15 protein-coding genes are annotated in these 23,386 nt (G+C 49.0%); 1 reads left to right on the forward strand and 14 read right to left on the reverse strand.

What is annotated here, in order from left to right:
• Positions 1 to 14: 14 nt before the first annotated feature.
• The 13 genes from AAC022_RS20455 to nusA form a co-directional block, all read right to left on the reverse strand.
• A complete protein-coding gene (locus AAC022_RS20455) occupies positions 15 to 1,040 on the reverse strand; it encodes a dihydrodipicolinate synthase family protein (RefSeq protein ID WP_339733955.1) in 1,026 nt (341 codons plus the stop codon).
• Between the two features lie 91 nt (positions 1,041 to 1,131).
• Complete coding sequence (locus AAC022_RS20460; protein ID WP_339733956.1) at positions 1,132 to 3,291, reverse strand: Na+/H+ antiporter NhaC family protein; 2,160 nt, start codon at positions 3,289 to 3,291, stop codon at positions 1,132 to 1,134.
• Between the two features lie 137 nt (positions 3,292 to 3,428).
• Positions 3,429 to 4,703: a HAMP domain-containing sensor histidine kinase gene (locus AAC022_RS20465; RefSeq protein ID WP_339733957.1), complete on the reverse strand. Its 1,275-nt coding sequence runs from the start codon at positions 4,701 to 4,703 to the stop codon at positions 3,429 to 3,431.
• 83 nt (positions 4,704 to 4,786) lie between these two features.
• Positions 4,787 to 5,380: a response regulator gene (locus AAC022_RS20470; protein ID WP_339733958.1), complete on the reverse strand. Its 594-nt coding sequence runs from the start codon at positions 5,378 to 5,380 to the stop codon at positions 4,787 to 4,789.
• 542 nt (positions 5,381 to 5,922) lie between these two features.
• Positions 5,923 to 7,755 carry a tRNA uridine-5-carboxymethylaminomethyl(34) synthesis enzyme MnmG gene (mnmG, locus tag AAC022_RS20475; protein ID WP_339733959.1) on the reverse strand — a complete coding sequence of 611 codons (1,833 nt, stop codon included), beginning with the start codon at positions 7,753 to 7,755 and terminating at the stop codon, positions 5,923 to 5,925.
• Positions 7,756 to 7,794: 39 nt separating this feature from the next.
• Positions 7,795 to 8,865: a Holliday junction branch migration DNA helicase RuvB gene (gene ruvB / locus AAC022_RS20480; RefSeq protein ID WP_339733960.1), complete on the reverse strand. Its 1,071-nt coding sequence runs from the start codon at positions 8,863 to 8,865 to the stop codon at positions 7,795 to 7,797.
• 145 nt (positions 8,866 to 9,010) lie between these two features.
• The gene (locus tag AAC022_RS20485; protein ID WP_339733961.1) at positions 9,011 to 10,018 is read right to left on the reverse strand and encodes a zinc ribbon domain-containing protein; all 1,008 of its coding nucleotides are present in this window, start codon (positions 10,016 to 10,018) and stop codon (positions 9,011 to 9,013) included.
• Positions 10,019 to 10,048: 30 nt separating this feature from the next.
• Positions 10,049 to 10,801, reverse strand: coding sequence for a YebC/PmpR family DNA-binding transcriptional regulator (locus AAC022_RS20490; protein WP_339733962.1), 753 nt, complete (start codon positions 10,799 to 10,801; stop codon positions 10,049 to 10,051).
• 111 nt (positions 10,802 to 10,912) lie between these two features.
• Positions 10,913 to 13,186 (reverse strand): tetratricopeptide repeat protein, encoded by a 2,274-nt coding sequence (locus AAC022_RS20495; protein WP_339733963.1) that lies wholly within the window; start codon positions 13,184 to 13,186, stop codon positions 10,913 to 10,915.
• Between the two features lie 242 nt (positions 13,187 to 13,428).
• Positions 13,429 to 14,364: a hypothetical protein gene (locus AAC022_RS20500; RefSeq protein WP_339733964.1), complete on the reverse strand. Its 936-nt coding sequence runs from the start codon at positions 14,362 to 14,364 to the stop codon at positions 13,429 to 13,431.
• A gap of 87 nt (positions 14,365 to 14,451) precedes the next feature.
• Positions 14,452 to 14,862, reverse strand: a complete 411-nt coding sequence (gene rbfA / locus AAC022_RS20505) for a 30S ribosome-binding factor RbfA (protein ID WP_339733965.1) — start codon at positions 14,860 to 14,862, stop codon at positions 14,452 to 14,454.
• 35 nt (positions 14,863 to 14,897) lie between these two features.
• Positions 14,898 to 17,696 carry a translation initiation factor IF-2 gene (gene infB, locus AAC022_RS20510; RefSeq protein ID WP_339733966.1) on the reverse strand — a complete coding sequence of 933 codons (2,799 nt, stop codon included), beginning with the start codon at positions 17,694 to 17,696 and terminating at the stop codon, positions 14,898 to 14,900.
• A 111-nt stretch (positions 17,697 to 17,807) separates the two neighbouring features.
• On the reverse strand, positions 17,808 to 19,334 hold the full coding sequence (gene nusA / locus AAC022_RS20515) for a transcription termination factor NusA (RefSeq protein WP_339733967.1): 1,527 nt from the start codon (positions 19,332 to 19,334) through the stop codon (positions 17,808 to 17,810).
• Between the two features lie 774 nt (positions 19,335 to 20,108).
• Between nusA and AAC022_RS20520 the strand changes: the two genes are divergently transcribed.
• Positions 20,109 to 21,527 carry a tetratricopeptide repeat protein gene (locus tag AAC022_RS20520; protein WP_339733968.1) on the forward strand — a complete coding sequence of 473 codons (1,419 nt, stop codon included), beginning with the start codon at positions 20,109 to 20,111 and terminating at the stop codon, positions 21,525 to 21,527.
• A gap of 222 nt (positions 21,528 to 21,749) precedes the next feature.
• On the opposite strand, the gene AAC022_RS20525 is transcribed toward AAC022_RS20520, so the two are convergent.
• The gene (locus AAC022_RS20525; protein WP_339733969.1) at positions 21,750 to 23,051 is read right to left on the reverse strand and encodes a beta-ketoacyl-[acyl-carrier-protein] synthase family protein; all 1,302 of its coding nucleotides are present in this window, start codon (positions 23,049 to 23,051) and stop codon (positions 21,750 to 21,752) included.
• Positions 23,052 to 23,386: the final 335 nt, after the last annotated feature.

Here is a 23,386-nt window from a genome sequence, read left to right on the forward strand (position 1 = left end):
GCCTTGATGATCGGTTAAATCAACTTCCGACGGTTGAGTTCGGCAACGACGCGTTGAACAATTTGTGACACATCGTTGTTGCCAAGCTCTTCCGTGATTCCAGTAGAGCAGCCACCAATGGGCTCATTCGTAAAACCGTGTTCGGATAACATGCACTGCAGCGTTCGGCTCAGTGTGGAAATATCGGTCTGCTGCTCTGAAGTAATTGGTTGGCGGCCCTGCCCCATCTGAAAACCACGTAGTTCCACTGCTGCCCGAAATCCTTCTGGGAACTCGGCAGAATAAATCATCGTGTCAAACAGGGTCAATAAATCGTATTGCACACGACGGGCCTCATCCAGTTGGGCCGACATCGTCAGATCGTAAAGCTTGCGTGTCAGTTCAGGAACCACTCCCGAACTGGCATTGGTTCCCCCATCGGCTCCGATTAATAACAGAGGCATCAAAGCCGCATCCCAGCCCGTCAGAAATGAAAAATCGGGACGGTTCGGACGCACAGCCTGAATCATGCGAATCATATTGGGAATATCTCCCGATGAATCTTTAATCGCCACGATCTTTTCGCACTCCTCGGAGAGACGCTGGATCGTAGGCACATCAATCGGGCTGGCAAACATCGGAATGTTATACAAGGTCACATCGATCGGAGTATTATCGCCAATTTCCTTAAAATAGGCATAAACCGAAGCCGGGCTCAGCTTGTAATAAAAGGGAGCCACAATCGCCACGGCTCGAATTCCGAGACCATGATAATACTCACACGCTTTAATCGTTTCGCGTACATTGGCTTCTGCCGCTCCTGCCAAAATCGGCACGCGACCTCTAGTCTGGTCTGCAATGATCGCGACAATCCGGCGGCGTTCTTCGGGAGTGAATCGGGTAAACTCGCCGGTGGAACCATTGGGATAAAGCCCGTGAACCCCTTTTTCAATGAGCCAATCAATATAACGCCGTAATTCGGGCTCGTTGATTTCGCCTTTGGAGTCGTAGGGGACCAGATTCGGGGTAAAAATTCCACTGAGTTTTTGCTGGGGATGCATTCGGGGGACGCCTATACACTAAAACAATCAAGTTGCCAATTTACGGAGTATAGGGGAATTATAGCATACAAATCAGTAAGACGACACAGATTCAGGCCTCTTCTACGGGCTCTTCTGTAGACTCTTCCTGATCTTCAGATTTTGAATCAGCTTTATCGGTTATTTCGTCCCGCTCACTCTCACCACCCTTAGAACGATTAAATTCCTCAGCAGTCACACCCGCCTCCAGAATCGCTTTTGCTTCCGCTTCGGCCGAACGCCCATAGAACTGCAGGATCAGAAATAAGACAAGAAAACCAACCGGTAAAAGAATATAAGGTTGAATGCCGAAACCGACCGGAATATAGCCAAACACTACAGATACGACAGCAACGGTCATTGCATACGGCATTTGTGTGAGAACGTGATCTAAATGATCAGACCCGGACGCTGCCGATGAAAGAACAGTCGTATCGGAAATCGGTGAGCAATGATCTCCAAAAATGGCGCCCGCCAGAACTCCACCAATGGTCCCCAGCATCAGATGATGATTGGGCCCGGCTTCGTTCAAGGGAACCAGCAAGCTATAGGTAACGGAAATCGATAAAGGCATCAAAAGCCCCATCGTAGACCAGGAACTGCCTGTGGCAAAACTAACTGCTGCCGCCAACAAAAATGTAATCGTAGGCATCCAGTTCGGAGAGAGATGTCCCGAGAGCATTTCAACAAGAACTCCGGCGGTATTCAGATGACTCTCGTCACAAACCGTGGCAACCGACCAGGCCAGAACCAGAATCAGAATTGCCAGAAACATACTTTTGGCACCGACCGACCAGGCTTCGACACATTCATTAAGTGAAAGCGACTTGGAAAAACTGCAACTGGCAACAGCAGCGATTGATGCCAGGAAAGAAGAAATCAATAAGACGCGATTGGGAGAGGCATGTTCTAAAATGGTCCGTAAATTCTTTTCCAGTAATAATTTACCTTGCTCCAAACGCGCCAGATTCAGACGCTCGATTTCAATCGTGCCTGTCCACCACAGACCGACCATTGTCAGGCCCAGTAAAACAAATAACGGAATCAGCGCATTTCGTAATAACTGTCGATGGGCCAAGTCCCCTTTTTCTGCACTCGACTCTGCCTCGACAATATTGAAACGCCCGGGCCGCATGACCTGGTTGAATGCAATCGCACGTACCTCGGCCTTCAGCATCGGACCAAAATCGTGTCCCAGATAAGCAACCAACCAGACAAACGCCAGTAATTGCAGCGGATAAAAACGGTAAGGCAGACTGTATAAAAACGTGGTGTAATAATCTTCCGCCATTCCCAGGCTGGCATAGGAATCGGCAATGTATCCTATTTCGACTCCCACCCAGGTCGAAATAATCGCAATCCCCGAAACGGGGGCAGCTGTCGAATCGACCAGAAACGCAAGCTTCTCTCGGGAGACTTTCATGCGATCTGTTAAAGGACGCATGGAACTGCCGACCAGTAATGAATTCGCATAATCATCAAAAAATATGACCAACCCCATAAACCAGGTCATGAGTTGACTATGCTCGCGTTTTTTCGCGTACTGCGAAAGCCGATTTACTAAAGCCGCAGTTCCCCCACCGACAGACATCACGCCGACCAGCGCGCCGAGGAACATCGTAAATAAAATGATCATCATATGAGAATTGTCGGGACTGCCCGGCTCAACAATCTCATGAATCACAAACGTATCCAAGGTATGTACAAAGCCCAGAAACAGATTACCGTGGGCCAAAATCACAGCCCCGCACCAGATACTGACCAAGAGCGCCAGTATGATATTTCGAAACCAGATCGCCAGGATCACGGCCACAATGGGAGGCAGCAAACTTAGCCAGCGGGAAATGCGATACACTTCCAGTGAACCCGCACCACGAATATCCGGATCCACGACAATCGTACCGGAAGTCACAAAGACCTTTTGATTCTTGGCTAAGTCTGTTTTCAGCTCCAGGATGCCGTCTTTGAACGGGGGCAAGGCGGTATCAACTTCATCAACCCACAAATCGAGACCAATAATCTGTTGAGGATGACCAGAGAATTCAGTATCCAGTGCGCCATTGACATCGAGTGCCCGAATCGTAACTTTGCTGACAGGGACCCCGACCACAACCACATCGGGTGCTTCAATCGCATATCGAGCCGGCTCTTTTATAAGAGGTACATCCGAAATTTTCTCGGTCTGTCCTAAGAAGCTGGTCAGAATTATCAGAAAGGAATGAATCGCCGCCATCGTCCCTCAGGCTGCTTAATCAATGAAAAGTAGGGGGCAACGCTAATTCTGCTTGTGCAAAATCAACTTACCAGACGTCCTGCTGGTTATATTGAAACCGATCCCCGCCCGATCCGCAAGCGATGATTTTCAAAAAATCACTTGTTTTCACTCTCTGCAGGAATTTCCGCAGGCCAGACCAGATGAAATGTCACACCCCGATCAGGATTGATTTCTGCTTCGATCGATCCCCCGTGAAGAGAAACAATCCGCCAGCACTTTGATAATCCAAAACCTAAACCCCGCCCCGCCTGCCTGGCAGAAAAGAAAGGATCGAATAAATGCTCCCGTTCCTGGTCTGTTAACCCGGGACCATCATCAATCACACGGAGATGTAGACTCCGATTCGATCCTGTGGTCAATTCTGTGATCGATTCTTCAGAGACAATACGGATCTGACCGCCGACCTCCAGCACATTCAGGCTGTTGAGAATCAGATTACTTAACACGACCTTCCACTGCGTTTCATCGGCCCAAATCGAATGCGATTCGGAAATCTCGACCGAGATTTGAATTCCTGATGGGGAAATCGTTTCATTCAAACTCGCCAGAACTTCCGCTACTGTTTTTTGTAGATTGAGCAAACTCGGATGCGGAACAGGTGGTCTACCAAACAGCATCGCATCGCCAATCATATCCCGAACGCGATAAGCCTGCCCGCCGATCGTTGTCAGAGATTGTCTGCGGTCCGGGTCTGTTTCCCCTTTTAACAGCATCTGCACGCGTCCCACAATCGTAGCAACGGGGTTATTAATTTCATGCCCGGCACCAGCTGAGAATTCCGCCATTGCTTCCAACTTATCAACACTGGGGAACACGCGGTGCTCTGCTGCAGGCTTCTGCCCCAATTCACCAGCAGGGACTTCCTTTGTATCGACATCCGACAGACTTGGTTGTTTCGACTCCCGCACTTGAGCCAACAGGCGCTGGCTGAGTTCCACTAACTGGGAAATGAGAGGCAGTTTTTCTGTGAGTCCGTTTGAAGAAAACAGAAACACCCCGGCAATATCTGCCTGATCAGAGGGAATAGAATAGAATTCGAATGGCGCAGGGGAAATCAGCGAAAAAGATCGGCCCTGTTCAAAGACCGATATCGCCTGCTCGCTTTCCGAACCAGCATGCGCTGGTTGCATCGCATCCAAAACGAAACATTCCGTTTCATTTCGCGAAGACCGATAGATGCTGCCCGTCAATTGTTGTGGCCGGCGATCAAACACTGCAATATAAGCAGCATCCGCGCCGGTTGCTTCACACCACACAGCAGACAGCGCATTGAGAATTGATTCCAGCGAACGCGCAGGAATCAACGCAAACAGACGCCTGTAATACGCATCCGGTAAATCCAGACTCAGGGCACCGGTTTCGCTCGACATCTGACACTCCCTGAAACAGCACCCACGACGATCGGAGAAAAAACCCGACCGCCATGAAACTGATGACTGTTCATTTTGTGGAATCAGCCAGTGGCGTGAACGGATTCCAGATTCAGAAGCGTACAGACTCGATCTGCCAGTTGCTCGACTTCAAACGGTTTCTGCATGAAGTCATTGGCACCAGCCGCTTTTAAGTCGTCAATCTTGTCTGATTCTACCATACCACTGATGCAAATAATTTTCACATCGTCCATGGAAGAATCGCCACGGACTCGCTGGCAGACTTCTTTCCCATTGATGTCAGGTAGCATTACATCCAGAATAATAATATCGGGGTGATACTCTTTGACCATCATCCCGGCATCAAATCCGTTGTTAGCAACACGGACTTCAAATCGAGAGTCTGCATCGAGAACATCACGAATCAATTCTACAAGTTCTTCATCGTCATCCACGATAAGAGCCTTGCGTTTTCCACTTTCCAGTGCATCGGTGGGAATTCCATTGTCTTTCATAAACTTGAATAAGACGTCACGTGGAATTCTACGAAAGCGAGAGCCGGGTACACGAAATCCCTTTAATTGGCCAGAATCAAAACAGCGAATAATCGTTTGTTGACTCACTTTGCAAATCTTTGCGGCTTCGCCTGTGGTAAAGACCGTTTTCATATTGCTCATCCATCCTTTGAAGACCCGCTACTTGTGCGGGAAAGACCAAGCGCTGTAAGGCTATTACAACATGCAATAACCGAGCCCCTGCGCAGTGAAACCGATGACCCGTTCATCAGATTCGCTGCATGAAACTGACATCTCCATAATCAGCCTCTTATCTATTTACCTGAAAACAGGTAAAGTGATAATAAACCGCATCCTCCAAGGTGCAGTTCTGTGGCCCGTTGACTTGCCAAACGCTACTGACTTTCCAGACGCCACAAGTATCCCACTTAGATACAAACGCCAAGACTTTCAACACCGCTTGACTTTACCAGTATTATCAATAACTCCGATTGTATCTATTCTGACGATATGGTCAACACGCATTCGCCAGGTTAACCATATTATTGAAATAAACATGTACGAATTATACACTTACAGTAATCTGACCTTCACTGATTTCCATCTCAAATCACTGGCTTCATTCAAAAATGAACAACCCGCGCAGGCGAAAACGACTTTCAGCACCAAGACTTTGGAAACGCAGTTGGTCAGAAACGCAAGAATTAGGTAGCCATGCGACTGGCGCTGTTTAAATAAAGCACAAGCACCGTTAAATCAGCCGGGGTCAGACCGCTGATCCTACCCGCCTGACCGATATTTCGTGGCTTGACACGACTCAGCTTTTCCTTGGCCTCATTACGCAGGTTCGGTACCAGCAGATAATTGATATGGTCAGGTATGTGCAGTGTTTCCACATTTTTCTGTTTTTCAATCTCGGCAGTCTGACGGCGGATATAACCTGCATACTGCACCTCGATCAGCGCTTGCTGGATTGCCCGTTCCGAGAGGGAAAACCCTTGTAATGCAGGCGCGAATTCACAGACCTCATTCCAGCCAACGTCCTGGCGGCGCAACCATTCTTCCAGCGTATTCCCCTGATAGCGAGTACTTCGAATAAACTCGAAGATCTGTGCGATTTCTGCTTCGTACGCCTGATACTTCTGCCACCGCTCATCTCCCACAGAACCGACGCGACGACCAATGGGCGTCATCCGACGATCGGCATTATCCTGCCGGAGCAACAAACGAAATTCCGCCCGCGATGTAAACATCCGGTAAGGCTCATCTACGCCTTTCGTCACCAGATCATCAATCAGAACTCCCAGGTATGCCTCATTGCGATCAAGAACCAAATCTTCCTTCTCGGCAATCTTCAAGGCGGCATTCAACCCGGCCAGTAATCCCTGACCAGCGGCTTCCTCATAACCTGTTGTCCCATTCAACTGGCCGGCGAAGTACAGGCCTGCGACACGCTTGGTTTCCAATGTTGGCTTCAATTGTGTGGGGGTCGCGAAATCATATTCGACAGCATAGCCGTAGCGCATGATTTCCGTTTTCTCCAACCCTCGAATTGAATGAATCATCTCATCTTGAACATCGCGAGGCAGACTAGTGGAGATTCCATTGCAATAATACTCGTTGGTATAACGCCCTTCCGGTTCCAGAAAAATCTGATGTGAATTACGTTCTGCAAAACGAACGACCTTATCCTCAATCGAAGGGCAATACCGTGGGCCGGTCGAATTAATCTGCCCGGAATACATCGGCGCACGATGCAGATTTTCGTTGATCAAACGATGAACCTGCTCGTTGGTTTCCGTTAAATAACAGGGCATCTGCGGCTGATTGATTTTTTCCGTCATGTAAGAAAAGGGCTGTGGATTTTCATCGCCGGGCTGTTCTTCTAATACAGAAAAATCGATCGTGCGACCGTTGAGCCGTGCGGGAGTTCCCGTCTTAAAACGTTGCAGTTCAAACCCCAGTTCCGCCAGACTGTCAGAAAGCGTTCCTGTCGTCCCTTCCCCGGCGCGTCCCCCTTTGGTCTTGGCTTCCCCCGTATGCATAATCGCCTGAAGAAAAGTGCCCGTCGTCAGAATCACGGCCCGCGCACGGTAATAAGCATCGCCGTGAACCTGCACTCCGGTAATTCGTCCCTGCTCCACAACCAGACTCTTAACGATTTCCTGTCTGAGCGTCAGATTGTCCTGTTGCTCAACCTTCCATTTCATACTGAATTGATAGGCTTTTTTATCGGCTTGCGCACGCGGACTATGCATGGCTGGCCCTTTAGAAAGGTTCAGCATCCGAAACTGAATTCCCGTCTCGTCGATCACCTGACCCATTTCTCCGCCGAGGGCATCAATTTCGCGGACAATCTGACCTTTCGCCACTCCGCCAATCGCAGGGTTACAACTCATCTGACCGACGGTATCGCAGTTCATGGTCAACAGAGCGGTCTTCGCTCCCAGCCGCGCAGACGCGAGAGCGGCTTCACAACCGGCGTGCCCGGCTCCGACGACAACAACATCATAATCATACGTAACTGACTGACTCATGGTTCTTCTTTGTGAAATAAAAGTATGTAACCCTGGCTCTTACCTGAAGAGGCTGCCGCCATCGGGCAGGTTCAGTTTTAAATGCTCCATCGCGGCCATCGTGACAACTCGACCGCGCGGAGATCGCTGAATGAAACCACAACGCAATAAAAACGGCTCGACTTCATCTTCCAGAGTATCCGAGGGGATATTCAGACTGTGCCCCAACGCCTGCACACCAGCAGGCCCGCCGGAAAATGTTTTGGCCAAGGTTTCCAGATACCGCCGATCCTGCCGCTCCAGGCCGAGATGATCGATCTCCAGCATTTCAAAGGCCTGGGCCACAACTTCATTCGTTATATTACCATCGGCTTTGCTCGTGGCAAAGTCTCGCGCCCAGCGTAACAGATTATTTGCTTTACGCGGGGTTCCCCGGCTGCGGCGGGCAATTTCGAACGCGGCATCATCTGAAATCGGAGTTCTCAGTTTGCGAGCATTACGGCGGACGATTTCGATCAGGTCCTGATCTTCATAAAAATCCAGATGCTCGCGGCGAACGAAACGATCTCGCAGCGGAGCCGTCAACATTCCGCTCCGCGTGGTCGCACCGATCACGGTGAACTTCTGTAGTTTCATATTGACGGTCCGGGCATTCAGACCTTCACCCAAGGTAATATCGACCCGAAAATCCTCCATCGCAGGATAAATAAATTCTTCGACCGTCGCCGGCATCCGGTGAATTTCATCAATAAACAGAAATGAACCGTGGCTGGCATTGGTCAGAAAAGGCAGCAGATCCTTGGGAGCACTTAAGGATGGTCCTGAAGTAATCTGCAGTTCGGTTCCCAGCTCGCGAGGCAGGACTGAAGCCAGCGTGGTTTTTCCCAATCCGGGAGGCCCGTCCAGCAGAAGGTGCCCCAGAGGTTCATTTCGTTTGCGGGTCGCATCCAGAAAGATTTCCAGCCGCTCCACCACAGCACGTTGCCCAACAACTTCGCTGAGCCGTTGAGGCCGCAGCGCATCATCGTACTCCGTATCATCGGCCAGATGGCTGGAACCCCAGCCGTCTTCCCCTCCGGAAGAATCATCTTCCGGTTCCTCATCGCCTCTTATGACAGGTTCACGAACCATCTTCACATCCAGAATCTAATGTACCGTCACCAGAGACAACACAGCCTCTACCCAACGGCGGGTATCATAGCAAAAGAACTCCCCAGCCGTAAAACCCAGACTGGGGAGCTCTCAAGAATTGCAGATGATTCAAAAATGAATCCGTTCACTGGCTGGTCATCTCGGCATAAGCCACTGTCTGAGCCATATACGTGAAGGGCATGATGAAAATCAAACCGATCCCCAAGGTGACAATCCCCCCCAAGATCGAAATTCCGCCCAACGCCAGCGAAAGCCCAAGCAGGTTCAACAGATTGCCGGATGTTACTTTCCGTGATTCTGAGAATGATTCGATTCCAGGCAGATTTCGGTCAATCAGAATAAATGAGAACGGCCAGAACATGAGGGCCACTACAATCCCGGGAATAATCAATAAAATCATTCCCACGAAAATAAGAATTCCGTAAATCATGCTGCAGAGGAACATCCGCCAGAAAAAGGGGCCGCCATTAAACATGACGCTCAGATCGGGACTTTCCCCTCGCACAATCTGAAGGAAGACTAATTGGCCCCCCAGCTGTAGATAGAAGAAGATAGAGTAGATGATCAGATTTTGAACCAGCGCGACCGGAATCTGCACCAGGGGCGCCACATCATTCCCGACCCCTCCAGCCAAGACAGCTCCGATCACTGCTGAAGCGATGCCAATTACAATCGAAGCAACGAAGTAAATCCCCCCTGCCAACAGTGGCACTGCAAGGACCATCCCCAGGTTAGCTTTATAAACCTCCCACGCACGAGACAAAACCGCGCCGATACTGAAAACCCGTGGCTCCCAGTGTCCTCGACCGGAGCGTCTTGAAGCCTTGAGTGCTTCGCCACAGGCCTGACATTTTTGGGCACCTGCAGGAACGGGAGCACCGCACATGGGGCAATCGATACTTCCTCCTGAAAGAAAACTGTCTTCTTCCCGGGTAGTCCCCCCAGCGAGAAAGCTCTCTTCTTCCGGAACAGATTCGTCGAATTCGTCAAAGCCATCGAATCCCTGATCATCAGCAGGCTGCGGGACATCAATCGGCTCACCACATTGAGGACACTTGGCTCTGCGTCCCGCTTTGTCGTCTGACGTTTTCAGAACTTTATTACAATGCGAACAACTGAATTCAATCGTCAAGGTTCTGTCCCCGTTAATGGTGCTTGAGAATCAGTCGGCGGTGACCTCAGCCATGATCTCATCTGGAATATTAAAGTTTGCCGTTACACTTTGCACATCATCATGGTCTTCAAGTGCCTCCATGAGTCTCAACACTTTTTTCGCATCTTCGATTCCCAAATCGACCGTCGTATCGGGAATACGTGTAATCTCTGCCAGATTCGTGGGGATTTTCTTTTCCTCAAATGTATCAGCTACCTGCTGAAATGCCTCAATGCTGCAGGTGACATCATACACATCACCATTAGCAGAAACGTCATCTGCTCCCGCTTCCAATGCGATCTCGAACAGTTCGTCTTCTTCGACATTTTCACAGGGGATCAGGAACAGACCTTTGCGTTCAAACATCCAAGCCACACATCCGGTGCTGCCCAGGTTGCCGCCATGCACTTCAAAGATCTTGCGAACTTCACCGGCGGTTCGGTTCCGGTTCTCAGTCAGCATGTCACACAACACCGCAACACCAGCGGCACCATAGCCTTCGTAGGCCAGCTCTTCAAATTTTTCACCCGATAACTCACCGCAACCTTTTTTCACGGCACGGTCAATATTGTCTTTCGGCATACTGGCTTTACGAGCCTTGTCAATGGCATACCTTAATGCCAGATTCATACCAGGATCGCCCCCGCCATGTTGTGCCGCCACGATAATCGCACGGCTCAACTTGCCAAACAGCTTACCCCGTTTTTTATCAATCACCCCTTTCTTAGCGGCGATATTTGCCCAATGTGAATGACCTGCCATGTATAGTTCGCTCAGCTCAATAAATAAAAAATGAATTTCCTGCGTCAGAACAACGCAGATCAGAAATAACCTAAACCTACACTATAGAACACCAGAAAGGAAAGAAACCGTTTACTGATTGAGTTTTTCCTGGAGTTGCTCAATCAGCTTCGTATCAGGGGAAGTCGCCTGTTGTGCTTCTTCCAGTGCCTTCTTCCACAGTTCTGTTGCTTCCTTTGTTTTGTTTAACTTGTGATAACAGTCTGCCAGATGGTCCAGGATCGTACTATCTCCGCCGCCAGGCAGTTTCCTGGCACGCTCCAGATATTCCTGAGCCTCTTTATACTTCTGTCGCTTAAACAGAACCCAGCCCATACTGTCGAGGTAAGCCATATTGTTCGGCTCTGACTTCAATGCAATCCGAATCATCTTTTCGGCTTGTTCCAGATTCTTCCCCTGATCAGCGTAAAGATATCCCAGATCATTATTGATCGATGGGTTCTCCGGATCGTCGACGAGCAGCTCTTCCATCACCGCTTCCCCCTTACCAATATCTCCCTGTTGCACATAGGAATTCGAAAGCATCATCTTAACTTGATACACGCGTTCCTTCTGCTTCGGGTACTTTTTGATAAATTCCTTCAACTGCACAATCGCTTTATCCCAGTCGCGACTGTGATAATAGATCCAGGCATGCTGGAAATCCAAAAGGGGAAATCGAGGGGCTGCCTGGCGCGCTGCTTCGTTTACCTTAAGTGCCGCTTCTGTTTCGCCATTTTTCTCGCGTGCCTCTGCTAAGATAGCCATCAGATTTATCCGCCGAGGTGCCAATAGTGGATTTTTAATGGCCTTTTGCAATAACTCGGCGAGCTCACCATATTGATTTTCTTCTTGTAAAAGTTCACTGTATTCGTGCAGAATCAGCATAGCCCAATTGCCGCGTACTTGCGGTTTTTTATGCTTTTCGGCTGCGTTCATCGCAAACTGATAGAATTCGCTGGCCGCTTTTTTCTGTCCTGCTTCTGCAGCCAGCTTGGCAATGATAAATCCGGAAAACACATCGACGCCTGGAGGATCTTTGTCCTTCAGTTTTTGTGCTTCGGCAATCAGTGTTTTTATAAATTCTTTGTCCTGCGACATCTTCTGCAGGTCTGGTTGAATTCTTTGAATACCATCACTAGCCTGCAAGATATTAGAGAGAGTGGTAATCAGTTTGTCATACTTCTGATTTTTCTTATACAACGACATCAACCCTGCCAGGCCTTCAACGTCGGATGAATTCCCGATCGAATCCAAGTAGGTCTTTTCGGCTTCATCAAACTGTCCCGCCGCCCCGTATTGCTCGGCCAGATAGTAATGCAGGGTCCGATTGAATCGGTCTTTTTCCGCCAGTTGTTCCAGCTTGGGAATCAGCTCATCAGACCGATTCAACGCAGTCAGGATTTCTGCCTGAAACTCATATGCCTTGCGGCCTTTCGATTGCAGTTGTTCATCAAAATAGGACTGCAACGAATCGAGTGCTTGCTGGTACTGCTTGGATTTGAAATAAACTTGCGCCAGATGGTATTTCAAAATCCCGGGGCGCCCTTTTTGAGATTCCGCTGCTTTGTTGAAAGCTTCCACAGCCAGCTTTAGGCGATCGGTCGCCAAAAATGACTGGCCAATCCGTTCAAATAACTTTGCCTGCTTCGCTTCCAGCTGAGAACGCGAATTCAACTCAAAGGTATAGTCATCCGGCTTTGTCAGGGCACTAAATACGACTTCCCAACATTGCGCGGCTTCTTCGTTCTTCCCTAATCGTTCGTAGAGATTCGCTTGATCGTGTTTGATAATAACATACACACCCGATTTTTTATTAATCGTGGGAGAGTCTGAGGCTTTTTCCAGAAACATGACGGCGTCTTCAAACCGCCCCTGCCCTGCCATATGTAAACCCAGCTTCCGCATGAGTTCATAATCTTCGGGATCAAGCTCGACTGCTTTCTGTGCAAACTTAATCGCTTCGTCTGTTTTGTCCAGCCCCGATGCTAGCCTGATCAGCACACGATAGATCTCGATGGAATTGGGATTATATTCCATCGCCTGCTTATAGGCTTCATAAGCTCCAACAAAATCGTTCCGTGCCTCACGCAAACGCCCGGTCATATACCAGGCGGCAGAGTCGATTTTCTTCTGCTCTTCAGAAGTGCGCGGTTTCGCAGGGACTAACGGCAGTACAACATCATCTGCAATTCCTACTTCCAGAGAGAAGACCTTAGGCACCGGCTGTTTTTGAGTTTTTTTTTCGCTTCCCTTCTTGCCAGGCATCTTGGCTGAGACAGATGTCAGACCGATTGAAACCGTTAACGCAGGTAACAACAGGAACTGGCAGACTAACAGGATCGTTGTCTTGGGAAAACCGCTCATCTTCGAACTCCATTATGGGAAACAGAGATTAGGTATTCTCTATCCGATACTATCAACTGTGTTTAAACGCACAGTAACAGAGAGTATTTATTGTAACTTCTATTCACCACGTTCTCCAAGCCTGCTTTCTGCGGAATCTCTTTTTTTAATACAGAGAACCAGGAGAATTTTGATGGTACAGGTCGTACGCAGGCCATTTATGGTCATCTGAGAGACTGGCCGGAGAGGTTCGTTCGGGCAGCTTATTTCTTGGTGGAAGAAGATTTCTTCTTTGGGGGTACTTTTTTCTTGGTCGCCGCCCGTTTCGCAGGGACTTTTTTCTTGGCTGCTTTTGTGGGTGCCTGTTTAGTGGCTTTCTTGGTCCCCTTCGCCGGAACTTTCTTTTTCACCTTTGAAGCAGCTTTGATGGATTTCGTCGAAACTTGCTTTTTCTTCTTTGGAGCTTTTTTCTTCTGCTTTGAAAGCGGATTGGCAAACATGCTTTCCATTCGACTGGGGGCCTGTGCTAAATCGACGCCTTCTTCCGGCAGGGGATTCTTGGCTAAATTAAAGTCAGCCGCCAACTCTTCATCCGTCGCCAGACATCGTAATAAATGGCTGAATAACGGAGCATCCGACTTTCGAACAGTTGACTTCAGGTTATCGCTGGCTGTTTCAATTGACTCATCCGCGGGAACCAACCCCAGCCATTTACTGGCATTCAGAATTTTTTCATCGGCCGGTACAAGATGACTCCCCAGAATCACCTGTAAAGTATGGTTGATCACAAAGGGAGTTAACGACTTCATTTTCGTTAATTGTTTTTGTGCCTGCTCCAGTGTCTTCTTTCGCAATAGTTCCAAATCGAAACAATACTCTTTGTCAAACACATATTGCAGGACAGAGCGAACCCGATACGCCCGCCATTCAGCATCGCCTACATCAGAAAAGATGGACTCCAGCTCGGAAATCGTACTGACTCGAATTTCGTTGAGATCATGAAACCCTTCCAGCAGAGTACTAAGCACTTCATCCGCTTGTGAGTTTGTCGTATTCTCCAGACAGATGGCATGCAAAATCGTCTCTAAGACGGGACGATCATACTTTGGTAATGTTGCTGAGTATCGTTTTTTGAGTAACGCAATCAGCTTCTTACAGATAGCCTGTTTGTCGGATGTTGAAATTTTTTTAGCAACCATATCTGTCTGTGCAATATTTGAGATATTTCAAATGGAAAGTAATGAAAACAACTCTTTCATTCACGGAAACACTGCCAGCTAACCCCGCTACGATTCTTCGCCAGTGCTCTGCTCCTCTACCGAAGAAGGCTCCTGCGCTAACTCTTCCGTTTCTCTCTCGGCCTTTAGTTCATCCAAAATACGAAGTGCATCTGTCGTATCTTTTGCTGAAGAATCCAGGACAAATTTAATCACAGGTGTATAACGAGTCTGGATTCGATCACCGACTTTGGACTGAATGAATCCTTTCGCTGATTCCAAACCATGCATACAAAGTGCTTGTTCCTTTTCATCCCCCATGATCGAAATATAGACCTTGGCTGACTGCACATCGGGTGCAACATCGACGTGCAAGACCGTTACATTGCTGATTCGAGGATCACGCAAATGTAACAATACTGTTGTACTCACTGTTTCTAATATCGCCTGAGCGATTTTCGCTAATCGACGTGATGTCATTCAGTCCCCGCAAGCATTCACTATTTAGCTCGATTCTACTTGGTTGTCGAATCGAGTGTTCGTTTGACTTCATTGATCCGGAATGCTTCTAACAGGTCACCCTCTTTAATATCATTAAACCCGGATAGCAAAATACCGCACTCCATGCCCTCACGAACCTCCTTGACATCATCCTTTTCTCGCTTTAATGAAGCAATCGGATACTGGTTCAGAATTTTCTGATCTCGAATCAGATGGACTCGATCATTTCGATTGATCGTTCCATTCAGAACACGACACCCTGCAATTTTTCCAAAACGGCTGATCGAAAATGTCTGCAGAACCAACACTCGTCCGGTTTGTTCCTGAACCAGTTCAGGACGCAACATCCCTTCCAGTGACAGTTTGATGTCATCAAGAACTTCATAAATCACGCTGTAACGGCGGATCTCAACATCTTCCTGTGTCGCCAGGTTTTTAGCACGATCTTCTGCTACAACATGGAAGGCGATAATGATGGCATTCGATGCACTTGCCAGATAAACATCGCTCTCATTAACTCCGCCGACCCCTTCATGCAGAATTTTGACACGTACTTCAGGATGTTCGAACTTTCCGATCTCGCTGCGAATTGCTTCGAGAGACCCGGGCGTATCTGCTTTGATAATCAGAGGCAAGTCCTGAATCGCACCTTCACGGGCAGAATCCATAATATCTTCCAGCGTGCGTGGACCACCGCTATGCCTTGCCAGCACATCAGCACGCCCTTCGTGCCGACGCTCTTCGGCCAATGCTCTCGCCTGATCGATATCGTCTACAACGACAAAATGATCACCAGCCCCCGGCACAGTATCCAATCCGGTCACTTTTACCGGCATCGAAGGAGGCGCCTCTTCAACTTGCTGATCCATGTCATCGTACATAGCACGAATGTAGCCATAAGATTTACCACAAATCACGGCATCACCAATACGCAAGGTTCCTTTTTGAACAATCAGCCAGGCAACTGAACCACGTCCTTCGTCGCGGAACCCTTCCAGACAGGCACCAACGGCAGGCCGATCCGGATTGGCTTTGAGCTCATGCAACTCGGCAGTTAACAATAGAGTTTCAAGCAGATTGTCCAACCCGATTCCCTTGAGTGCCGAGACTCGGACAACTTCGGTTTCGCCACCCCATTCTGCGGGAAGAACGCTCTGGGCTGTCAGATCCTGCAACACCTTTTGCTCATTGATGTCCGGTAAATCGACTTTGTTCATTGCCACAACCATAGGCACGCCTGAAGCCTTAACGTGGCTGATACTTTCTGCAGTTTGAGGCATCACACCATCATCGGCGGCTACCACCAGCACCACCATATCTGTTACGTTGGCTCCCCGTGATCGCATTTCACTGAAAGCGGCGTGACCGGGTGTATCAACAAACGTCAGTTTGTGGCCGTTGTAATCAACTTGATAGGCGGCGATGTGTTGAGTAATCCCCCCTGCTTCACCTTCCACTACTTTTGAGTTTCGCAGTGAATCGACGAGCGTCGTCTTTCCATGGTCGACGTGTCCCAGGACGGTAATAATCGGCGGTCGCGTAATCAGATCTTCTGGAGCATCTTCTAACTCCATAATTTCGGTAACGGTTTCCTGTGCCCCCTTTTGTCGTTTGAAGGTCAGGTCCACACCTAATTCCAAAGCCACTGCCAGTGCAGTCTCCTCTTCGATGATCTGGTTGATCGTCACCATCTCACCAAATTCTTTGAACAAGATTGACATGATGGCTTTAGCGGGACGGCCCATCGCTTCCGACAGACTCCGCACTGTCATTGGAACTTCGACTTCCGCTTCTGTTTTGTGAACAATCGGGCCGCTGTCTTGCTTCCGCTTCGTGCGTCGAGGACGGCGACCAACTGAGACTCGTTGCTCCGTTCCATCCGGAGCAAAGCGGCGACCTTCCTTGCGCTGTTCTCGACGCTGCTTCCGCGCCTCGACCAGGCTCGGACTTCCCCGACGTCCTTTTGAATCATCATCTGGTGACTCACGTTCCTTCTTTTTCTGCTCTGTATGCTGGGCAAGATGAGCAGCCAGCGGGCTCTTCTTCTCAAGAATATCGGCAGTCAAACGCACTTCCGGCTTTTGTGCTTTTTCTTCTTTTTTCTTAACCTTCGGGATTACCGGCTGCTTATAAGCAGGCGGTGCTGCCACTGAAGGGAGAGCGGACTTGGGTCTGGATTTGGGTTGCTGTTTTGCAGAACGTGTCGAACCCCGTGGTTTCATTTCACGCATACTGGAAGATTTCATCGCTCCAGCGCCACCAGCGGGAACATAATCATCGCGACTGAGAGCCTGTTCTGGTTCTGCTTTTTCCGCTACGTCGGGTTGCTCCTCTGATTGACGTTTCAGCAAATCAGATCGAGATTCCACGGCTTCCGTTGACGCTTCTGTTTTTTCCTCAGCAGGAGACGACGTACTATCGGAAGCAGCCACTTCCGATTCTACCGCTTCCGATTCTGCCTCTTCCTCTTCGACCGCCACTCCGGCAGAACCTTCCTCTTGTTCGGAAAGCTCTTCTGATTCCTCAGAGGACGCCGAACGAGACGCCTGTGCGCGAGATGTCATTGCCTTGATCGTCCGCATCTGTTTGGGTTCCCGTTGAGGCACCAAAGTTGGCTGGTCAACGGCCTCTTCTACCCCCGCAGAAGGCTGATCCCTCTTGCTTAAATATGCAATGACTATGTCACGTTGTTCGGGCGTGATGCTGGCCAATGCGGAGTTTTTTAACTTCACCCCCGCTTGGTTACATTCATCGATCAGCACCTTGCTGTCCATTCCCAACTCTTTCGCAAGAGCAAAAATACGAATCTTCAACAGCCCTTCTCCCGTGAACAAATTTGCAAAACGTTTTCCAATCCTGTCAGACTCAAACGAATTGCCCTACGAGGCAAAACACCCCATAACACTTACTCGTAATAAAACGATTTATTCCTGCTTCTCCGTAGATTCTTCCGTCGCGTTTTCAACATTCACTGGCTCTTCCTGAGAACCAATGACTTCGTCAGAATCGGTCTCTATATCTAACTCAGCCACAGCCGCAGGCACTTCTTCCTCAGAAGCAACGGCCTCTGACTGTGAAGTCTCTTCAGTAACACCTGCTTCTTCAGTGGCATCTGCTGCTTCAATAACGCCAGCCTCTTCTTCAGTGGCAGCAGTTTCTTCAGTAACTCCTGCAGCTTCTTCAGAGACGGCAGCTTCTTCCTGTGGTGCTGGTTTTTCAACAGGCGTTTCTGGCTTCGCTGTTGAACCAGCCGGGTGTTTTTTCTTGGCAGCACGCAGCGCCTCTTCTTCTGCTTCGACGCGTTCACTCTCCCGATCAGCAACATCAACAATCTGCTCGCACTGTGCCGCGGTCAAACCGCCTAACTCTGCTAACTGATCTGGCTCAATAACCGATAAGTCATAGTAGCTGAAGAAACCCTGGGACACCAAGCTCTCTGCCAATTCCTCAGAAACACCGGGAATGGTAGAAAACGCCTCAACAGTTTTATCTAATTGCTCGTCCAGCTCGGTTTGAGTCATCACTTCGATATCCCAACCAACCAGCTTGGATGCCAAGCGTACATTCTGCCCTTTTCTGCCGATTGCCAGCGGAAGTTGATCGTCGCGTACCAGCACAATCACACGCCCTAACATCGGGCATAAAATGACATCTTCCACTTCAGCAGGCTGCAGTGAATTCGGAACCAGAACCTGCAGCGAATCATTCCAGCGAACAATATCAATTCGTTCGCCAGCAAGTTCATCAACAATATTCTTAATCCGGGCGCCACGCATACCAACACAGGCCCCGACACAGTCAATACTACTGTCCATACAGGAGACTGCTACTTTTGAACGATAACCAGCTTCGCGAGCCAGTGACCGAACATCAATAATTCGATCGGCGACCTCAGGAATTTCAAGCTCAAACAAGCGACGTACCATATCAGGATGAGTTCGAGAGAGAATCACTTTGACGCGACTCCCGGCCTTACGCACATCCAATACAATCGCCCGCACACGATCTCCAACACGAAACGATTCACCTGGAATCTGTTCGCCTCGGGGAAGAATGCCTTCAATTTTCCCCAAGTTAATCAGGATGGCTCCCCCTTCGACACGGGACACTGATCCCGAAACCGACTGGTGCTGCATTTCCATATATTCGTCAAACACCGTGTCACGTTCGGCTTCACGAATTTTCTGAATCATCACCTGCTTCGCTGTTTGAGCGGCAACGCGACCCAGAATTTCACCCAGAACATCCTGAGGCAACTCTTCATTATCACAATTAACGGTTGGCTCACCCGATTCACGGTCAATATTTACAGTAAGCTCGTGAGCATCCCCAAAGTGTCGGCGCGCAGCTGACAAGATAGCCTGTTCAATCCCACCAAACACGATCTCTTTATCGATATTTTTATCGCGTTGAATGGCATCAACAATCCGGAGAACTTCCTTACCGTCCATAATTGTGTTTCCTTCATTCGACAGTCGATCAAATCAACTGACTCGAAAACTACTCAGACAAGACCTGAATCGGTCAAATCCTTATCTATTACTTTACTTCCGAAGCCGCCACAAAAACGGGCTTCTGAGAGATCACTATAACAAAAAAAAGCGGGAACATGCCCACTTTATGACTACCCGCACCACCGTAAAACGATAGCCAAGTAGAGCTGTGATTGGCATATAAATATAACAAATCACAACAATCGGATTGGTGAGCGAGTGCTCGAGTTCCCAACCAGCCTACATATCAGAGGACTCCATCCGAGTTTACGAATGCCGATATCATCACAAAGAAACAAACAGCCATAACGGCATGTCACCCCTTGCAAGCGCAATGCTTACTGAACACCAGTATGCAAAACAATTGCGCATGAAAGTATCCCTACTATGAATACTTTCTTATCCAGTGAAATTAATCTCCACACGTTCAGAAGTCAAGCACCGCAGGCAACTATTTCACAACGACTTACCTCATAGATCCTAGAAGTAGGCGCATAAACGAGCGCTGACAACATGTGCAGTTGCCGCAAAAAAAATGCTCGCTGAGCAGAAAAGAGGTTGAAAATGACCATTTATCCAGTTTCTTCACGATGTTGAAAGATTGATCTCCTTCAAAACAGGAAACTTCTATAGTATTTAGAAGAAATCCCGTTTTTAGCGATTCCACTTTGCCGCTGTCCGGGTTTGTAAATTTGAACTACAAATTATCCTGTTTTGAAGGACACACCTATAATGTCTCGTCTACTCCCTCTTTTGATACTCTGCCTTGGAATTCCGGTCGCCGCGACTGCACAACCACCTAATCCCAACGACCCGTTTGCACAACAAAAGATGCAAGCAGATCAAGCCCAACAACAGGGTGACCATGCAAAATCCATTGAACTCAGCTCTCAGATTCTACAACAAAAACCGGATGACCACGTCGCCTTTTACCTCCGTGCCAGTGCCCGTGTCGAATCTGGCAGAGAAAAGGGAAACACACAAACCATCAGAGAAGGGGTTGGCGATGCCCGTGAAGCGATCCGCTTCAGCCAGAACCAAAATGTGAATTACTACCTCCCCTATCTATACGGGATGATGAATCTGGCTGTGATGGAAAACAAGAAAAGCCACGCAGAAACAGCCCTCAACGTTGCCAACCAGATCCTTGCACGCCCAAGCCTGACCACAGAAGAGCGTGCCAATTTCCATTACCAGCGGGGAATGATCTACCTGCCACTGAATAAACCCCAGGAAGCAGCAAAAGATTTCACCGAAACCATCAAACTGGCACCCGACCACTTTGCCGCCCTGCTCGCTCTCCCAGACGCTTACGCGTTAGCCGGAAACAACGAAATGGCACTGGCCAGCTTCAATGACGTGGTCCAGAAGCAACCTAATTCTCCCATCGTTTACAACAACCGCGCCATGTTTTATCAGCAACAGGGAAAACTCCAGGAAGCAGTCAACGACTTCTCCCGCGCAATTCAGATTGACCCTAAATACCACCATGCCATCACTAACCGAGGCTTTGCTTACCTGGAAGGCGGCAAACCACAAGTAGCTGAAGCAGACCTGACACAGTCTTTATCCATCGCTCCGAACCAGCCGTTTGTCCTGGGAATGCGAGGAGAAGCCCGGCTTTTGCAGGGAAAAATTGCTCAAGCCATCGAAGATCAGAAACAAGCCGTTCAACTTGATCCACAAAACGCCGCCCTGCACTCCGACCTGGGCTTCTCCTATTACTTCAATCAGAATTTCTCCGAAGCACTTGCCCAGTTCAATCTGGCCGTCCAGCTGGCTCCGGAACAAATGAAAGTCCTCAACCCCTGGATCTACATGGCCATGGTACGCAGCAACCAGAAACCAACGGCAGATGCGAAATTCCAAGCGACTCTTTCTCAGAAACCAGAGTCGCGCGATTCAGTCGACACCATCCTCGCATTCCTGCTAGGTGCAATCTCCGAAGCAGATCTGCTGAAATCGATCGATCCCAAAGATCCAAAACGCGCCAAAGCACAAACCTGTGAAGCACACTACTTCATTGGAGAAAAAGCACTCCTGGCCGGCGATTCAGCAAAAGCAACCCAGAACTTCCAACTGACACTCAACACCAACCTGAAGAATCTGTCAGCTTACCGCGGTGCACAATACGCGCTCAAGAAGTTCTAAGACACTCCTACTTGCAAACCCCTCACTCGAATCAGGCAGAGGCTATGCAAACCTGAAAACACGTTACAAAAACAGCCCCGGAAAGACCTGATCTTTCCGAGGCTGTTCTTCTAGACTGTGTCCAGTTTTACTGTAGCGTCTCCAAGGCCAATTGGACCGAGTACATTAGTATGGAAGATGCTATGGTTAAATGAGATGCGCTCTAGGATTCGTATAATTAACTCAGACACCACAGATAACGGACGCGCTGGCTTGCCCAAATCCTGTCGTACTGATCTTCAGAAACAACTTGTTCTCTGTTGGCAAGGGTTCATTTCGAACTACATTCAAAGGACAATCTGGATCAGGAGTTTCGTAGTTCAATGTTGGGGGAATCACGCCCTGCTTTAATGCAACCAGCGAACCACTGGCTTCAACAATCCCACAACCAGAACCAGAATTACCAAAGTAGCTCTTGAGGGCCGTCACGGGAACCTCCGAGGCCTTATCACCAAAGACATCCTGAATCGCCTGGTATTCCTGCACGTCAAATAATCGTTCCCCCAGGCCATGGGCATTGATATGACCGATGTCCCCAGGTTCAACCCCTGCACGATTCAAAGCGGCTCTGATGGAGTTTGCCATAGCAACTCTGGCATCAGCCAATCCATCCCGATTCACGACACAGGAAGCACCGGTCCCGAGGACTTCGCCCCAGACTTTGGCACCACGTTTTTCAGCATGCGTCTTTTCTTCCAGCAGCAATGAACAGGCTGCTTCCCCTACCACCTGACCGGTTCGGGCTTTATCAAAAGGACGGGAACGCTTTGTGAAATCTGCTGGAGAGTCTGCCAGTTCTTCCCAAAATTTAGCATGAATCGACTTCACTTCATGCACTCGAGTCCCTGTCACGCCGGCGACCATCACGTCGGCCCATCCGCGTTCAATCACGCGCTGTGCTTCTCCCAGCACCAGATTCCCAGATGCTTCTGCCTGGGTTATCGAATTATTCGGCCCTCGTGCATCGATAATAATGCCGATATGACACGCTGGCATGTTGGGTAGATATTTTAACAACCAGAGAGGTTCCATCTTAGCCAACCCATCCGTGCCCCAGCGCTCGAACTGAAACTGATCCCCGTCACTGCAAGCGACACAGGCACCGTACAGAACTTCTGGCGGGCTCAACATGAGATTCGCACCGAACTCGATACCAAACCGCTCACTATCGACAGCCTCAAGGTCGATTGCCGAATCTTCCATCGCCAGATTCGCGGAGGCGACCCCCAACTGAATCTCACGACACATAACCTTAATGCTCTTTCGCTGCCCTTTAAGGTACTGCTTCTTGATCGTGGTACTATTAAAATCAGAAACTTCCGCGACACACGTATCAGGTGCCGCCAGATAGGGATATAACTCCGATTTCTTGACGCCTGATTTGCCTGTCATCAAACTGTTTTGAAAAGCTTCCACTCCGATCCCGATAGGACTGAGAATACCCATCCCTGTAATCAGGATACGACGTCGTGATTCTGTGTTCATTTGAATCTCTTTAGAAAGTCCCGCTTATCTACTTACGCCAACTGCCTTCGAATAATGTACTGCCATCCTAGAAACATATTCCCCTCAGACAAGGCCCTTGCCCAATTCCATATCAAAAACCGACTACCGGTCTCACTACAGAAAAAAAGAATTTGCGCACTAAGTAACGACAATCTGCAATTCGCCTGAACCCAACCTGACGGCAAATAGCGACATACATACACCACCCAGACCCATCCAGGCACCTGTAACAAGGGATAGCTAAGACAATCAAGGCACGATTTTCAACCCTGAAGCAACCACGAGATGAAGAATTCTTTGGGAAAACTGCCCCT

Source organism: uncultured Gimesia sp., from assembly GCF_963976445.1.
Taxonomy (GTDB): Bacteria; Planctomycetota; Planctomycetia; order Planctomycetales; family Planctomycetaceae; genus Gimesia.

Bases quoted from the DNA above. Each gene is read 5' to 3' on its own strand.
- AAC022_RS20520 (WP_339733968.1), top strand. From the start codon at position 20,109: ATGTCTCGTCTACTCCCTCTTTTGATACTCTGCCTTGGAATTCCGGTC.
- mnmG (WP_339733959.1), bottom strand. From the start codon at position 7,755: ATGAGTCAGTCAGTTACGTATGATTATGATGTTGTTGTCGTCGGAGCC.
- ruvB (WP_339733960.1), bottom strand. From the start codon at position 8,865: ATGGTTCGTGAACCTGTCATAAGAGGCGATGAGGAACCGGAAGATGAT.
- AAC022_RS20525 (WP_339733969.1), bottom strand. From the start codon at position 23,051: ATGAACACAGAATCACGACGTCGTATCCTGATTACAGGGATGGGTATT.
- AAC022_RS20500 (WP_339733964.1), bottom strand. From the start codon at position 14,364: ATGGTTGCTAAAAAAATTTCAACATCCGACAAACAGGCTATCTGTAAG.
- AAC022_RS20490 (WP_339733962.1), bottom strand. From the start codon at position 10,801: ATGGCAGGTCATTCACATTGGGCAAATATCGCCGCTAAGAAAGGGGTG.
- AAC022_RS20470 (WP_339733958.1), bottom strand. From the start codon at position 5,380: ATGAGCAATATGAAAACGGTCTTTACCACAGGCGAAGCCGCAAAGATT.
- AAC022_RS20495 (WP_339733963.1), bottom strand. From the start codon at position 13,186: ATGAGCGGTTTTCCCAAGACAACGATCCTGTTAGTCTGCCAGTTCCTG.
- nusA (WP_339733967.1), bottom strand. From the start codon at position 19,334: ATGGACGGTAAGGAAGTTCTCCGGATTGTTGATGCCATTCAACGCGAT.
- AAC022_RS20455 (WP_339733955.1), bottom strand. From the start codon at position 1,040: ATGCATCCCCAGCAAAAACTCAGTGGAATTTTTACCCCGAATCTGGTC.
- AAC022_RS20460 (WP_339733956.1), bottom strand. From the start codon at position 3,291: ATGGCGGCGATTCATTCCTTTCTGATAATTCTGACCAGCTTCTTAGGA.
- rbfA (WP_339733965.1), bottom strand. From the start codon at position 14,862: ATGACATCACGTCGATTAGCGAAAATCGCTCAGGCGATATTAGAAACA.
- AAC022_RS20465 (WP_339733957.1), bottom strand. From the start codon at position 4,703: ATGTCGAGCGAAACCGGTGCCCTGAGTCTGGATTTACCGGATGCGTAT.